Source organism: Flavobacterium galactosi (assembly GCF_048158585.1).
GTDB lineage: Bacteria > Bacteroidota > Bacteroidia > Flavobacteriales > Flavobacteriaceae > Flavobacterium > Flavobacterium galactosi.
The window spans coordinates 22,755-37,398 of the sequence record NZ_JBLNKV010000004.1; the positions used below are offsets into that span (position 1 = coordinate 22,755).

The 14,644-nt window shown below is 35.8% G+C and carries 13 protein-coding genes; 5 read left to right on the top strand and 8 right to left on the bottom strand.

Annotation, left to right across the window (positions count from 1 at the left end):
• Positions 1 to 57: 57 nt before the first annotated feature.
• Both ACM55M_RS09135 and ACM55M_RS09140 read left to right on the top strand, forming a co-directional pair.
• A complete protein-coding gene (locus ACM55M_RS09135) occupies positions 58 to 735 on the top strand; it encodes an SDR family NAD(P)-dependent oxidoreductase (RefSeq protein WP_416857293.1) in 678 nt (225 codons plus the stop codon).
• A gap of 16 nt (positions 736 to 751) precedes the next feature.
• Positions 752 to 1,354, top strand: coding sequence for a SprT-like domain-containing protein (locus ACM55M_RS09140; protein ID WP_416857294.1), 603 nt, complete (start codon positions 752 to 754; stop codon positions 1,352 to 1,354).
• 14 nt (positions 1,355 to 1,368) lie between these two features.
• Here ACM55M_RS09140 and ACM55M_RS09145 read toward each other — a convergent pair whose 3' ends face one another.
• The 6 genes from ACM55M_RS09145 to gcvP all read right to left on the bottom strand — a co-directional run bounded on the left by ACM55M_RS09145 (position 1,369) and on the right by gcvP (position 8,864).
• Positions 1,369 to 2,130 carry an ABC transporter ATP-binding protein gene (locus ACM55M_RS09145; protein ID WP_416857295.1) on the bottom strand — a complete coding sequence of 254 codons (762 nt, stop codon included), beginning with the start codon at positions 2,128 to 2,130 and terminating at the stop codon, positions 1,369 to 1,371.
• A complete protein-coding gene (locus tag ACM55M_RS09150; RefSeq protein ID WP_416851085.1) occupies positions 2,127 to 2,876 on the bottom strand; it encodes an MlaE family ABC transporter permease in 750 nt (249 codons plus the stop codon). The genes ACM55M_RS09145 and ACM55M_RS09150 overlap by 4 nt, the downstream gene beginning before the upstream one ends.
• 78 nt (positions 2,877 to 2,954) lie before the next feature.
• Positions 2,955 to 3,803, bottom strand: a complete 849-nt coding sequence (locus tag ACM55M_RS09155) for a glycosyltransferase family 2 protein (RefSeq protein ID WP_416857296.1) — start codon at positions 3,801 to 3,803, stop codon at positions 2,955 to 2,957.
• A 59-nt stretch (positions 3,804 to 3,862) separates the two neighbouring features.
• Positions 3,863 to 4,429 carry a methyltransferase domain-containing protein gene (locus ACM55M_RS09160; RefSeq protein WP_416857297.1) on the bottom strand — a complete coding sequence of 189 codons (567 nt, stop codon included), beginning with the start codon at positions 4,427 to 4,429 and terminating at the stop codon, positions 3,863 to 3,865.
• A 233-nt stretch (positions 4,430 to 4,662) separates the two neighbouring features.
• Positions 4,663 to 5,721, bottom strand: a complete 1,059-nt coding sequence (locus tag ACM55M_RS09165) for a 3-oxoacyl-ACP synthase III family protein (RefSeq protein WP_416857298.1) — start codon at positions 5,719 to 5,721, stop codon at positions 4,663 to 4,665.
• A 293-nt stretch (positions 5,722 to 6,014) separates the two neighbouring features.
• Positions 6,015 to 8,864, bottom strand: a complete 2,850-nt coding sequence (gcvP, locus tag ACM55M_RS09170) for an aminomethyl-transferring glycine dehydrogenase (protein WP_416857299.1) — start codon at positions 8,862 to 8,864, stop codon at positions 6,015 to 6,017.
• Positions 8,865 to 9,000: 136 nt separating this feature from the next.
• Here gcvP and ACM55M_RS09175 point away from each other — a divergent pair, with 136 nt between their 5' ends.
• Together ACM55M_RS09175 and ACM55M_RS09180 are read left to right on the top strand one after the other, a co-directional pair.
• Complete coding sequence (locus tag ACM55M_RS09175) at positions 9,001 to 9,822, top strand: UbiA prenyltransferase family protein (RefSeq protein WP_416857300.1); 822 nt, start codon at positions 9,001 to 9,003, stop codon at positions 9,820 to 9,822.
• Positions 9,823 to 9,938: 116 nt separating this feature from the next.
• The gene (locus tag ACM55M_RS09180; RefSeq protein WP_416857301.1) at positions 9,939 to 11,054 is read left to right on the top strand and encodes an ATP-binding protein; all 1,116 of its coding nucleotides are present in this window, start codon (positions 9,939 to 9,941) and stop codon (positions 11,052 to 11,054) included.
• Between the two features lie 140 nt (positions 11,055 to 11,194).
• Here ACM55M_RS09180 and ACM55M_RS09185 read toward each other — a convergent pair whose 3' ends face one another.
• Positions 11,195 to 13,222 carry a M3 family metallopeptidase gene (locus tag ACM55M_RS09185; RefSeq protein WP_416857302.1) on the bottom strand — a complete coding sequence of 676 codons (2,028 nt, stop codon included), beginning with the start codon at positions 13,220 to 13,222 and terminating at the stop codon, positions 11,195 to 11,197.
• A 215-nt stretch (positions 13,223 to 13,437) separates the two neighbouring features.
• Here ACM55M_RS09185 and ACM55M_RS09190 point away from each other — a divergent pair, with 215 nt between their 5' ends.
• Positions 13,438 to 14,109: a hypothetical protein gene (locus ACM55M_RS09190; protein ID WP_416857303.1), complete on the top strand. Its 672-nt coding sequence runs from the start codon at positions 13,438 to 13,440 to the stop codon at positions 14,107 to 14,109.
• A 49-nt stretch (positions 14,110 to 14,158) separates the two neighbouring features.
• Here ACM55M_RS09190 and purE read toward each other — a convergent pair whose 3' ends face one another.
• Positions 14,159 to 14,641 carry a 5-(carboxyamino)imidazole ribonucleotide mutase gene (purE, locus tag ACM55M_RS09195; protein WP_156129461.1) on the bottom strand — a complete coding sequence of 161 codons (483 nt, stop codon included), beginning with the start codon at positions 14,639 to 14,641 and terminating at the stop codon, positions 14,159 to 14,161.
• Positions 14,642 to 14,644 lie beyond the last annotated feature (3 nt).

A 14,644-nucleotide genomic window follows, 5' to 3' on the forward strand; every position in this document is an offset into this window, starting at 1 on the left:
AACAATACCTACGGCTAAAATGATGTTTTTTTTAGTGTTTTTGTTTATTTTTGCTACATGAAAAATATTATTATTACAGGAACGAGCAGAGGTATAGGATATGAGTTGGCATTGCAATTTGCCAAGGCTGGACATCAGGTTCTGGCTATTTCCAGAAAAATTCCTCAAAGCTTATTAGGGAATGAAAATATCACTTGTCTTTCGGTTGATTTGTCTCATGAGTCCGAATTGGAAAAAGTTAAAGATTTTCTTTCTAAATCTTGGAAACAAATTGATGCTGTCGTTCATAATGCAGGAAGTTTATTGTTGAAACCCTTTTCAGAAACGTCACAGGAAGATTTTGAAAATATCTATAAAGTCAATGTTTTTGGGGTTGCTAATTTGACCCGAATTTGCTTGCCTTATTTACAAAAAGGAAGCCATGTCGTAACGATAAGTTCTATGGGCGGAATTCAGGGAAGTTTAAAGTTTGCCGGACTTGCAGCGTACAGTTCAAGTAAAGGCGCAGTTATTACACTGTCAGAGTTATTAGCAGAGGAATATAAAGAGCGGGGGATTGCTTTTAATGTTTTGGCATTAGGTTCGGTTCAAACAGAAATGTTGGCGGAAGCTTTTCCGGGCTATCAAGCGCCTATTTCTGCAAGCGAAATGGCAGATTATATTTTTAATTTTACGTTGACGGGAAATAAATATTTCAACGGAAAGGTGTTGCAAGTGTCTTCTACAAATCCGTAACTAAGAATTGTAAATTATGAGCGAAACACTTTCAAGATACATACCAGAACATGCCGTAAAACCAGTTTTTGAACTAATTGTGGACCATCAAGTACATCTTAAGATTGTAAACGAGCGTCAAACCCGTCATGGTGATTATCGAAAAGGCTTGAATGGCAAGCATGAAATCACGGTAAATTCAAACCTGAATAAATACAAGTTTTTGATTACGCTTATTCATGAAATTTCGCATTTGGTTGCGTTTGAGAAATTTGGGCGACATATTAAACCTCATGGAAACGAGTGGAAGTATTCCTTTCAACGATTGATGATTCCCTATATTCGTCCGGAGATTTTTCCAAATCATTTGTTGCCGTTGTTGGCTCGACATTTTAAAAACCCAACAGCCAGTAGCGATACCGATGTTACTTTGGCATTGGCCTTGAAACAATTTGACCAACAAAATGATAAAAATTATGTATTTGAAATTCCGTACGGCAGTGTTTTCCGAATCCAAAACGGAAAGATTTTCAAGAAAATAGCCATTAGAACCAAACGTTTTGAATGCCTTGAAATAAGTTCTGGCAAAACGTATTTATTTAATCCTAATGCAGAAGTGGAGTTGTTGAAAACCAGTTGAAATTTCAAAAATAGTTACTCTTTCAAATAGGCCTCTCTTACTTTTTTGAATAAATTCGAAGAATAGACAAAGGCTACAACAGCTTCATTATCGGTTCTGAAAATTTCTTCTTTCGTACCTTCCCAAGCTTTTAAACCATCTTTTAAGAATAAAATTTTCTCTCCAATTTCCATAACGGAGTTCATATCGTGCGTGTTTATAACCGTAGTGATATTGTATTCTTCCGTGATTTCTTTAATAAGATTATCAATTAAAATAGCCGTGTTTGGGTCTAAACCGGAGTTGGGTTCATCACAAAAAAGATACTTTGGGTTGTTTACAATAGCGCGAGCAATGGCTACTCTTTTTTGCATACCTCCTGAAATCTCCGATGGTAATTTTTTATGCGCGTCAGTAAGGTTGACTCTTTTTAGTACAAAGTCAACACGCTGCTGAATTTTTGCTCTATTGTCTTTGGTGAACATTTTTAACGGAAAGCCAACATTTTCAGCTACAGTCATGGAGTCAAATAAAGCACTTCCTTGGAAAACCATTCCTATTTCAGTTCGTAAATCTCGTTTGTCATCGGGAGTTAATTCAGAATAAATTCTACCATCAAATGAAATCGTTCCTGATTCTGGGGTATGAATGCCTAAAAGACTTTTAAGCAAAACCGTTTTTCCAGATCCGCTTTGTCCAATAATCAAATTTGTTTTTCCAGTTTCAAAAACCGTCGAAACTCCTTTAAGAATTTTGATACCGCCAAATGATTTTTCTATGTTTTGTACTTCTATCATGAGCCAAGTAACAATTGTGTTAATATATAATTGAATAGTATTATCGAAACCGATGTCCAAACAAAGGCGACCGTACTGGCTTTACCCACTTCAAGTGCGCCACCTTTCATGTAATACCCATGAAAAGAAGGGATTGTGGCTAATAACATCGCAAATATTAATGTTTTAATGAAAGCATACACGATATGAAACGGAATGAATTCCATCTGGGCACCGTTTATGAATTCCGAACTTGATGTAAAACCGCCATAAACACCAGCCATCCAGCCGCCCAAAACTCCTAGAAACATGGCGATCCCAATAAGGAATGGGTACAATAATAAAGCGATAATTTTTGGAAAAACCAAATAGTTTAAAGAGTTGACTCCCATCACTTCCAGTGCGTCAATCTGTTCTGTAACTCGCATGGTTCCTATGCTTGACGTAATAAAAGAACCCATTTTTCCTGCCATAATCACTGAGATAAACGTAGGTGCAAATTCTAATATTACAGATTGTCGAGTGGCAAAACCAATAAGATATTTTGGGATTAAAGGATTAGTTAAATTTAATGCCGTTTGAATGGCAACAACACCTCCAACAAAGAATGAGATGAAAGCCACAATACCAAGGGAGCCAATAATTAAATCATCAATTTCCTTGAAAATTAGATTTCTCATCACGGACCATTTCGTCTGTTTATTGAAAATTTCTTTCAGCATTAAGAAGTATCTTCCTATCTGCGTTATATATCGAATGAGCATCATAGTTTTGCGATTATGGGCTAAATTAAGGATTAGTTAGCAGTTTATACTTTCCGGTTTACAATTTTTTGATTGCTGAGGTTAAAAAAGCTTTTCTTTCATTTTCTTTAAACGATACTTTCGAATGAATTTTGCTTGTTCTGCCGTTACCAATAAAGGAGTTTTAGCCGCTTTGGCTTTCCAAAAACCTTTAATGTAATCCAAAAAAAGGAAAGGCTTTTTCTTCATCATTGCCAGTTTTGCTGAAGCAATCGATGTGATTAAAAATCCGTAACCCAAAGTGTAAAATGCTTCGCCTTGTTTGTAACGGGCTGTTTTGTTATAATTAGCACCTGTAGGTTTTAAATGTTTTACGATTAGTGAGGCATCGGTAACTACTTTCCATCCGTAAAATTTTGACAATAATTCATCAACAGTATCCCAACCCATAGCCGGTTTTAAATTGCCTATTTGTTGAAAACATACTTTTCTATACGCCTTGAATGCGCCACGAATATGGTCTTTATCGGTTAGGTTTTCCAGGATCCAGTCACCATTTTTTTCGATGTAGGCAAATCCGCCAGCCATTCCTATCGTTGCATCTTTTTCGAAAATGTTTAGAACGGTCTCAAAATAATTGTTAGGTAGAATTAAGTCGGCATCCAGTTTTACGATTACATCATAGTCTTCATCCAATTTTTCAAAGCCTTTGTGAAAAGCCTGTATGACTTTGCTTCCGGGTAAATGTATGGCGCTTGAAGTTTTGTTTACTAAAGTGATAAACGGATTTTCTTTGGCGAAAGCTGTAACAATTTCGGCAGTTTTATCAGTAGAATTGTCATTGACAACAACCACTTTTTTAGGTAAAACGGTTTGAGAAATCAAAGATTCCAAAGTTAAAGCAATAAATGCTTCTTCGTTATGAGCCGGAATAACAATGTAATACTTCATTTTTCTTGAGGGACTAAGTTTCTAAGAGGCTAAGATTTTAAGCTTAAAAATTGTAGAGTCTAGGCTTCCTTCCCTTCGGGGAGTCCCGAAGCTTCGGGAGGGGTGGGGATTTTTTCAGCGTATACAATATAATATCGGTTGGTGAACTTTCTCAATAATGGACGAAGGCCAAATTTCTTAACCGGATTGGTCCATTTTTCTCTGTCGATTATTTTCCAACCTGTTTTTTCCAATAACCAGTCTAATTGCCAATCTTCAAATTCATGGTAATGTCTGTCCCACATATCAGTTTTACTTCTATAGGCCGGTGAAAACCACAAACGCATTGGGATGGATATAAAAAGCTTATCGGATTTTATTTCTTTTAAAATAGTAAACGGATTGAGCAAATGTTCAAAGATTTCGAAAGCAGTTACCACATCCTGTTTTTCATTTGAAAGTACAGTTTGGTCAGTATCTAAGTCTTCTCCTGTGGTGTTTTTAACTACAAATCCCTCTGATTTCATGATTTTAGAGAAGGGGTTTTCTACGCCTAAATCTAGTATGGTTTGATCTGTGGAGATGTGTTTTTTTAGAAATTCTAAAGTGTGTTTGAATCTTTTATTGGGAAACGTTTTTTCGTACATGTTTTTTTGATTTTGCCACAAGGGCACGAAGGCACAAATATAGTAATAAATGTGTTTTTGGGCATTGTTTTTTAGCCCGGATGGAAATGAAAATCCCGGAGCTTCAAAATGTAGTTTTTCAAGGTGCAAAAAGCGACTAAAAGAAGCTTTGTTGCACCTTAGAAAAACAAGTTTTGTAGTGAGGAATTGTAATGTACAGCCGTTAGCTCCTGATTGCAAAATTCCTTAGACGCTTAATATCGGTAAACAAATGCGTTGATATTCATTCCTGCTCCAACGGAGGCAAAGATAAGAACGTCACCTTTTTCTATGGATTGATTTTCTATTTCTCCACGAATTAACAAATCATAAAGCGTAGGTACGGTTGCTACGCTGCTATTTCCAAGTTCATGAATGCTCATTGGCATGATGTTTTCAGGGACGGGTTTGTCGTGTAATTTGTAAAAACGTTGGATTATCGCTTCGTCCATTTTTTCATTGGCTTGATGGATAAGGATTTTTTTTACGTCATCAATGCCTATACCGCTTTTGTCCAAACAGCTTTTCATTGCAGCAGGAACTTGGCTTAATGCAAATTCATAAATCTTGCGACCATACATTTTTATATATCGTGTGTCTGGATCTAAATTAGGATTATATGATTTACCAAAAAACAAATAATTTGCTTCATCATTCGCATATGTAGCACTTTCATAAGATAACATTCCTGTTTCATCATCTGAAGCTTCTATGATTGAAGCACCAGCGCCATCAGAATAAATCATGGAATCCCTGTCATGTGCGTCGACTACTCTCGAAAGGGTTTCAGCGCCTATTACCAGACAGCGTTTTGCCATTCCTGATTTGATGAAAGCATTGGCTTGCATGACTCCTTCTATCCAGCCTGGACACCCAAAAAGGATATCATATGCGACACATTTTGGGTTCTTTATTTGTAGCTTGTGTTTCACACGGGTGGCCAAACTTGGAATCATATCCGACTGCGTTGTGCCGTATTTTACATCTCCAAAATTGTGTGCGAAGATGATATAATCTATAGATTCCGGGTCAATACCAGCATTTTCTATTGCTTTTTGAGAAGCAAAAAAAGCTAAATCAGATGAGTTGTGCTGATCTTCAGCATAACGTCTGTGCTCGATTCCGGTTATTCCTTTAAATTTATTAATGACAACTTCGTTAGGATAACCAAAGGCGGTTCCATCTTCGTTTAAAAAAACATGTTCGCCAAAGTCTGTGTTGCTTACTTTTTTCTCAGGAATATAACTTCCTATTCCAGTTATTTTTATTTTCATCGGGTTATTTATCCAAAAATTCAGGCTAATTTAATAATTAAAAAGTTATTACACTCACAATATTTACTATGCATGCATATAATTGTGAAATAATAATTTATTGGCAAAAATATTGATTATTTTATTACGAAGTGCAAATAGTAGTGCGATATTTATTTGCTAGTTATTGTAATTGATAAAAAAGCATATTTTTAAGAATTTATATTGTGCTTTTTTATGAAGGTTGCATGAATTTGCAATCAAAAAAAAATGTCCCGATTTCTCGAGACATTTTATTGAATTAATTTTTAAAATTAGTTTTCCATATACGCTTCAATTGGAGCACAAGAACAAACTAAATTTCTATCGCCATACGCATCGTCAGCGCGACGAACAGTTGGCCAGAATTTATTTTCAGCTATATAATCTAATGGAAAAGCTGCTTGTTCACGAGTGTAAGGGAAGTCCCAAGCATCTGTAGTTAGCATGGCTAATGTGTGGGGTGAATTTTTCAAAACATTGTTTTTGTCTTCAATAGTAGCAGCTTCAATTTCTTTACGGATTGAAATCATCGCCTCACAAAAACGGTCTAACTCTTCTAAGTTTTCGCTCTCCGTAGGTTCAATCATTAAGGTTCCTGCAACTGGGAAAGAAACGGTAGGAGCATGGAAACCATAATCCATCAAACGTTTTGCAATATCAGTCACTTCAATTCCTTTTTGTTTGAAAGGACGGCATTCTAAAATCATTTCGTGAGCAGCACGACCCATTTCTCCAGAATACAATGTATCATAATGACCGTTTAATTTCTCTTTAATGTAGTTTGCATTTAAAATCGCATATTGAGTAGATTGTTTCAAACCTTCGGCACCCAACATTGAAATGTAACCGTAAGAAATCAAACAAACTAAAGCGGAACCCCAAGGAGCTGCAGAAATAGCCGTAATAGCGTTTTCTCCTCCTGTAGGAATTACAGGGTTTGAGGGTAAAAATGGAACTAATTGTGGAGCAACACATATTGGTCCAACACCTGGTCCACCTCCACCGTGAGGAATAGCAAATGTTTTGTGTAAGTTCAAGTGACAAACGTCAGCGCCAATAGTAGCGGGATTTGTTAATCCTACTTGCGCATTCATGTTGGCACCATCCATATAAACTTGTCCACCGTTATCGTGAATCAATTGTGTGATTTCTTTAATCGCACTTTCAAAAACACCGTGAGTTGACGGGTATGTTACCATCAAACAGGAAAGATTATCCTTGTGTAAAATTGCCTTTTCACGTAAATCTTCCACGTCGATATTTCCGTTTTCCAATGTTTTGGTAACAATTACTTTCATCCCTGCCATAGCCGCGGAAGCTGGATTTGTTCCGTGAGCTGATGATGGAATTAAAGCAATATTTCTATGATGATCTCCTCTTGACTGGTGGTAGGCACGAATTACCATTAATCCTGCATATTCCCCTTGAGCACCTGAATTGGGTTGTAAAGTCGTTCCTGCAAAACCTGTGATAACATTTAATTGTTGCTCTAGTTTGGCTAACATTTCTTGGTATCCTTGCGCTTGGTCCAATGGTGCAAATGGGTGAATGTTGTTCCATTGTGGCATGCTTAAAGGCAACATTTCAGAAGCTGCATTCAGTTTCATGGTACAAGAACCTAATGAAATCATGGAATGATTCAAAGCCAAATCTTTTCGTTCCAACATTTTGATGTAACGCATCAAAGCGGTTTCCGAATGGTATTTGTTGAAAACATCATGTTGTAAAAAAGCGGATTTTCTGTTTACGTTTTCTGGAAAATGATTGGTTTCTGATAAACTTTCAATTGGCGTTGCCTGAGTTTCTTTTACGGAAGCAAAAACAGAAATTATGATATTTAAATCGGCAATACTTGTCGTTTCATTCAAAGAAATAGAAACGGTATTTTCGTCAATATAATAAAAGTTGATTTCGTTTTGTTCAGCAATAGCTTTTACTTTTTTGACATCAGCCTTAACAACGATAGTGTCAAAGAAAGCAGTATTGGTTTGTTGTAAACTTAATTTTTCTAATGCGTTTGCCAATGTAGCTGCCGAAGCATGAACTTTATTAGCGATATATTGCAAGCCTTTAGGTCCGTGATAAACGGCATACATTCCTGCCATAACGGATAATAAAACCTGTGCGGTACAAATATTTGAAGTGGCTTTGTCACGTTTTATATGTTGTTCACGGGTTTGCAATGCCATACGCAACGCACGATTACCATTCGTATCAATAGTTACACCGATGATTCTTCCCGGCATGCTTCTTTTGTATTCGTCTTTTGTGGCAAAATAAGCAGCATGTGGACCACCATAACCTAACGGAATTCCGAAACGCTGTGTGGTTCCAAGAACTACAGCGGCGCCCATTTCTCCGGGAGAAGTCAATTTTGCCAAACTCAAAATATCAGCAGCAACAGCTACTTTTATTTCGTTTGCGGCAGCTTTAGCGATGAAATCAGCATAGTCATGAACTTGTCCGAATTTCCCGGGATATTGAAGAATTGCTCCAAAAAATTCCGTTGAAAAATCGAAATCTTCATGGTTTCCAATTACTAGTTCGACACCAACTGGTGTAGAACGCGTTTGTAAAACCGATAAAGTTTGAGGTAATATTTCTTCGGAAACGAAGAATTTACAAACATTATTTTTCTTTTGGTCACGAGAACGAACATCAAAAAGTAATGCCATAGCTTCTGCAGCAGCAGTTCCTTCGTCCAATAAAGAAGCGTTAGCGATTTCCATTCCGGTTAATTCGATAACCATAGTTTGAAAATTTAAAATTGCTTCTAAACGACCTTGAGCGATCTCGGCTTGATAAGGCGTGTAAGCGGTGTACCAACCCGGGTTTTCAAAAACATTTCTTTGGATAACCGCAGGAATAATGGCGGCATTGTAACCCAAACCAATGTAAGATTGAAAAACTTTATTTTTATTCCCTAATTTTTGAATGTGATTTGCAAATTCATATTCGGTCATTGCTGGATCTAAATCTAAATCAGCTTTTAGACGAATATCACTAGGAATTGTCTCGAAAATCAATTGGTCCAGCGTCTCCGCTCCAATGGTTTTCAACATATGTTGTAGGTCGTTTTCTCTTGGACCAATGTGTCTTAAAGCAAAAGCATCTGTTTTCATATAAAAATGTAGGTGTTGTTTTTTTAGTGGTGCAAAATTAAGTATTATTAATAATTTAAAACGCATTTTGGGTGCCCTTTTTTATTGATTTTTCAACTAAATGATGTATTTGTTCACAATTGATTAATTTTGTCTAATGAAGATTTTTAAACAACTATTCAATTTTTATATCAATAGCAGTATTCACGTGGGATTGTCGTGTTATGCCTTAGTGCAAATGACGCAACACATGTTCCACATTTCTTCAGATGAACCGATAGCTAATTTTGTTTTTTTTGGAACAATTGTAGGATATAATTTCGTAAAATATGATGCTTTGGCCAGAGCCAAAAAATTAAAGATGCGCAAAGAGTTGAAAAGCATTGCTGTATTTAGTTTTTTAGCGCTTCTTTTGGTTGGTTTTTATTTTTTTCGATTGCAGCGGATTACCCAAATCGTAGCAATTGTTTTTTTGAGTATCACTTTGCTGTACACGCTTCCGTTTTTCCCAAATAAAAGAAATGCCAGAAATTGGGCGGGTGTGAAAATTTATATTGTGGCGTTATGTTGGGTAGGCGTGACTTTGGCTTTGCCTATTTTGAATGCCAATGTTTCGATAACGCTTGATTTCTATCTGAAATGCATACAGCGATTTATCCTGATTTTTGTATTGGTGCTTATTTTTGAAATTATTGATTTGGCAAATGATGATCCGCATTTACAAACCGTACCACAACAAATAGGAGTGAAGCGAACCAAAATATTGGGATTGTTACTTTTACTACCGTTTTATTTTCTGGAATTGCTAAAAAGTAATTTTGATGCAAACCAATTAATCGTCAACTTCATACTAGTGATTCTAATTGCTGCGTTTCTACTTTTTGCCAATGAAAAACGCTCAAAATATTATACTTATTTTTGGGTGGAAAGCGTGCCGATTGTTTGGTGGTTGATGGTTTTGGTTCTTAATAAATACTAATATTGGTGAACGTATTCACCAATAATGGTGCGAATTTGGTGAACGTATTCACCAATAATGGTATAAATTTGGTGAATACGATATAATTGTATTATATTTGTTTGAAATTTACAGTTATGATTAGCAGAGATTTAACGCCAATAATAGAGAAGAATTTAGGGAAGGGAAAAATTATTGTATTAATAGGTCCGCGACAAGTTGGTAAAACTACATTGATTAACGCTTTGTTAAAGGATATTCCGTTTCTATTTCTTGATGGTGATGATGCAGTTGTGGCTGATACTTTAGCAAATGCAAATACCGAAACCTTAAAAAGTATTATTGGAAATTATAAATATGTTTTTATTGATGAAGTGCAGCGTATTCCTTCTATAGGTTTAAAACTAAAGATTATTGTTGATCAAATCAAGGATGTACAAGTAATTGTTAGCGGTTCATCGGCTTTTGATATAAATCATGTTACACAAGAACCATTAACGGGACGCAAATTTGAATACCGTTTGTATCCCGTTTCCTGGAATGAATTTGAAGCGAATGTAGGTTATATGAAAGCGCAACAACAATTGGAATTGCGATTGTTATACGGAATGTATCCGGATGTGATCAATAATTTTGGTAATGAATATGAAATTCTAAAAAACCTTGTTTCCAGCTACTTGTATAAAGATGTTTTGAGCTTAGCGGGTATCAGGAAATCGGAAGTTTTAGAAAAAATATTACAAGCTTTAGCTTTTCAGGTTGGTAGTGAAGTAAGCTATAATGAAATAGCACAATTAGTTGGTGTAGATAAAAATACGGTGAATAATTACATCGATTTATTAGAAAAAGCTTTTGTGGTTTTTAAACTAAATAGTTTTAGCAAAAACTTGAGAAATGAAATAAAGGCAAACAGAAAAATCTATTTCTACGATAATGGTGTTCGGAATATGTTGATTGGAAATTTCAATTCATTAGACTTTAGACAAGATAAAGGAGCGTTGTGGGAAAATTTTTTAGTCTCAGAGCGGTTTAAACAGTTGTCCTATTCTCAAAGTTTGTCAAAACCTTACTTTTGGAGAACCACACAACAACAGGAAATAGATTATATTGAAACTAATGCTGATACAGTCAGTGCTTTTGAATTCAAATGGTTTTCCACTAAAAAAGCGAAGTTGCCTAAATCATTTCAAGAAGCGTATCAACCCAGTTTTTTGGTAGTAAGCAAGGAAAATTTCAGGGAGTTTTTAAAGTAGTTCGAAAGATTATACTTCTTTTTGGGTGGAAAGCGTGCCAATTGTTTGCTGGTCGTTATTGATTTTATTTTAATAAAAAAAACCGAAGCTTTTAAACTTCGGTCCTAAAATATTATATAGTTAATTTTTATTCAAAAAAATTACACCAATCCCGCTCTTCTCAACAACGCTTCCGGTTTTGGTTCCTGTCCTCTAAAGCGTTTGTACAAAATCATCGGATGTTCTGTTCCGCCTTTAGAAAGCACATTTTCCTTGAACTTGGTAGCCACTTCTTTATTGAAAATCCCTTTTTCCTGAAAATATTCGAAAGCATCAGCATCCAGAACTTCCGCCCATTTATAGCTGTAATATCCAGAAGAATACCCGCCTTGAAAAATATGGGAAAAAGAAGTGCTCATCGCATTTTCCTTTACATCAGGATAGAGTTGCGTAGCCGCAAATTGTTCGGTTTCGAAAGCTTTGATGTCCTTGATGTTGGATGGATCTTGTGCATGCCACCCCATGTCTAACAAGCCAAAACTCAATTGGCGCATCGTTGCCATTCCTTCTTGAAAACTGGCACTTTCTTTAATTTTATGAACTAATTCCATCGGAATCATTTCGCCAGTTTGATAATGATACGCAAACAAAGCCAATGCTTCCGGCTCGTAACACCAGTTTTCCAAAATTTGACTCGGTAATTCTACGAAATCCCAATACACAGAAGTTCCTGATAAACTTGGATATGTCGTGTTGGCTAACATGCCGTGTAACGCATGACCAAATTCATGAAACAAAGTTGTCACTTCATTAAAAGTTAATAATGATGGTTTCGTTTCAGTAGGTTTTGTGAAATTACATACAATTGAAATGTGGGGTCTTTCGTTGATTTCTTTTTTTATGTATTGCGATTTAAATGACGTCATCCAGGCTCCGTTGCGTTTGCCTTTTCTTGGAAAGAAATCTGCATAAAACACGGCAACTAATTGGTCTTCTTCGTCTTTTACTTCGTATGTTTTTACTTCCTCATGGTATTTATCCACTTCGAAAATTTCTTCGAAAGTGATTCCGTATAATTTTTGCGCTACTGCAAAAGCACCGTCTAAGACTTTTTCTAATTGGAAATATGGTTTTAATATTTCATCATCCAAATTGAATAATTGTTGTTTCAATTTCTCCGAATAATAGGCGCCATCCCATTTTTCCAGTTGTTCAATACCGTCAAGCTCTTTTGCGAAATCAGTTAATTGAGCAAATTCTTTCAAAGCTGCCGGTTTGGCTTTTTCCAATAAGTCATTCGAAAATGTTTTTACTTTCTCCGGACTTTCAGCCATTCTTTCTTCAAGTACAAAATGAGCGTGCGAGGCGTATCCTAAAACTTGTGCTCTGTCAAAACGCAATTTGGCAATTTTAAGCACAATTTCCTGATTGTCAAATTCATTGTTTTGAAAACCTTTGGCGCCAAAAGCGATTGCCATTTTCTTGCGCAGTTTACGATTATTAGCATACGTCACAAAGGGAACATAGCTTGGATAATCCAAGGTAAAAATCCAACCTTCTTTTTCTTGGCTTTTAGCCAAAGAATGAGCGGCTTCTATAGTTCCTTCCGGTAAACCAGCTAAGTCAGATTCGTTTGTAATGTGCAATTGATAGGCTTGCGTTTCGGCCAAAACATTTTCGCCAAACTGCAAACTCAATTTCGATAATTCTTTGTCGATTTCTCGCAATTGATCCTTTTTGTCATCCGGCAAATTCGCTCCGTTTCTGGAGAAGCTTTTGTATTTTTTGTCTAAAAGCGTAGTTTGTTCCGGATTTAGATTCAGCTTTTCTCTTTGCTCGTAAACCGTTTTTACTCGGGCGAATAAATCGGGGTTAAGGCGAACATCATTTCCAAATTCAGACAATAAAGGAGAAACTTCCTGAGCGATTTTCTGAATTTCGTCATTCGTTTCCGCTGAATTTAAGTTGAAAAAGATGCTTGAAATTCTGTCCAAAACATCTCCGCTGAAAGCCAATGCTTCAATGGTATTTTCGAAAGTTGGTTTTGTAGGATTTCGTACGATAGCATCGATTTCGGCTTTTGCCAATTCGATTCCTTTTTGAAAAGCGGGAAGAAAATCTTCGTTCTTTATTTTCGAAAAAGGGGCAGTGTTATATTTTGTATTGAAATGGTGTGTTAGGATGCTCATTTGTATTTTTTTAATAAAAATAATTCGATGTTTTAAGAGAACAAAGGTATGGATTTATTAAAAAAAATGAGGTTGCTAAAGGAATTGATTTACCCTAAAATGCTAGAATGGATTGTGTTATTTAAATGTTATTTATTTCATTTGGCAGTAATAAAGCCTTAAATTGTAAAAAAAGATTCGTTTTTAAAGAAACGAATCAAAAAAATCAAAAAAATATGAATTATCAAATTATAATAAAAAGCGCTAATACTGTAGATCAAATCGAGGAATATTGGACTAATGATGATTATATCAAACTGCTTGAAAAATTCGATTATCCGGATGCTTCAGATGCCGATGTGGCCAGTTTAAGAGAATTGCTGTTTATGGCAATTTCTGATTTTGAACCCAAAGATGCTGCCGTAATTGTATTGGAATATAAATTGTCAGAGGATTTAAATGAAGGTCAAATTCAGCAAATTTCAAACGATATGTTTTTAGACAAAGTCTGTGAAGAATATCCTGAAATAGGTTTGCATTCGACTTTGTTTCATGTCAATCAATTGCTTTTTAAAGCGTACAACGGTAAATTCCCCAATGCAAAAGCCATAATTATCGAATGCAGTATGACACCATCAGAAGGTGAAAGTCAAACTTTATTGACGAAAGAAAATGTTTTAAAATTGTTAAGCAATGGTTTGTCAGACAGTACTCTTATCAAAAGATTGTTTGATCATGCCATGAATGAAAATGCACCTTTTCCGGAAGCCGAAGATATTTTGTGGGATTTGTCAACTTCGGATAACGTAAATTATACTTTGACTACCTCCGAATACTGGTTAAACAAAGAAGATATCATTGCTTCGGAATTTGAAGGTGTTTTGGAAGAATCAGTAAGTGTAGAATAAATGATTCCTAATTTGAAATAAAAAAGCTCCGTTAATGGAGCTTTTTTTATTATTTGTTAAGAGTTTCGGAGGCAATATTTACCGCTTCTTTCAATCCTGTCTTATATAATATTATTCGGTCAAGGACACTTTTGTTGTGACTTCCTATGATTTGAGCGGCAAGAATTCCAGCATTTTTTGCTCCATTTAGTGCAACAGTTGCTACAGGAACGCCACCCGGCATTTGAAGAATAGACAATATACTATCCCAACCATCGATAGAATTACTGGATTTCACAGGAACGCCAATTACTGGAAGTGGCGACATCGAAGCGACCATTCCTGGTAAATGTGCAGCACCACCAGCACCGGCAATAATAACCGTAATCCCACGATGATGTGCATTTTTACTAAAATCAAATAATTTTTCTGGTGTTCTATGAGCGGAAACAATGTCAACTTCTGTTTCTATATCAAATGCTTTTAAGATGTCTATGGCTTCTTGCATAACTGGCATATCAGATATGCTTCCCATTATAACGGCTACTTTCATGTT

What these genes read in the sequence shown, in the direction of transcription:
- ACM55M_RS09135 (WP_416857293.1), top strand. Translation starts at nt 58, where the DNA reads ATGAAAAATATTATTATTACAGGAACGAGCAGAGGTATAGGATATGAG.
- ACM55M_RS09140 (WP_416857294.1), top strand. Translation starts at nt 752, where the DNA reads ATGAGCGAAACACTTTCAAGATACATACCAGAACATGCCGTAAAACCA.
- ACM55M_RS09145 (WP_416857295.1), bottom strand. Translation starts at nt 2,130, where the DNA reads ATGATAGAAGTACAAAACATAGAAAAATCATTTGGCGGTATCAAAATT.
- ACM55M_RS09150 (WP_416851085.1), bottom strand. Translation starts at nt 2,876, where the DNA reads ATGATGCTCATTCGATATATAACGCAGATAGGAAGATACTTCTTAATG.
- ACM55M_RS09155 (WP_416857296.1), bottom strand. Translation starts at nt 3,803, where the DNA reads ATGAAGTATTACATTGTTATTCCGGCTCATAACGAAGAAGCATTTATT.
- ACM55M_RS09160 (WP_416857297.1), bottom strand. Translation starts at nt 4,429, where the DNA reads ATGTACGAAAAAACGTTTCCCAATAAAAGATTCAAACACACTTTAGAA.
- ACM55M_RS09165 (WP_416857298.1), bottom strand. Translation starts at nt 5,721, where the DNA reads ATGAAAATAAAAATAACTGGAATAGGAAGTTATATTCCTGAGAAAAAA.
- gcvP (WP_416857299.1), bottom strand. Translation starts at nt 8,864, where the DNA reads ATGAAAACAGATGCTTTTGCTTTAAGACACATTGGTCCAAGAGAAAAC.
- ACM55M_RS09175 (WP_416857300.1), top strand. Translation starts at nt 9,001, where the DNA reads ATGAAGATTTTTAAACAACTATTCAATTTTTATATCAATAGCAGTATT.
- ACM55M_RS09180 (WP_416857301.1), top strand. Translation starts at nt 9,939, where the DNA reads ATGATTAGCAGAGATTTAACGCCAATAATAGAGAAGAATTTAGGGAAG.
- ACM55M_RS09185 (WP_416857302.1), bottom strand. Translation starts at nt 13,222, where the DNA reads ATGAGCATCCTAACACACCATTTCAATACAAAATATAACACTGCCCCT.
- ACM55M_RS09190 (WP_416857303.1), top strand. Translation starts at nt 13,438, where the DNA reads ATGAATTATCAAATTATAATAAAAAGCGCTAATACTGTAGATCAAATC.
- purE (WP_156129461.1), bottom strand. Translation starts at nt 14,641, where the DNA reads ATGAAAGTAGCCGTTATAATGGGAAGCATATCTGATATGCCAGTTATG.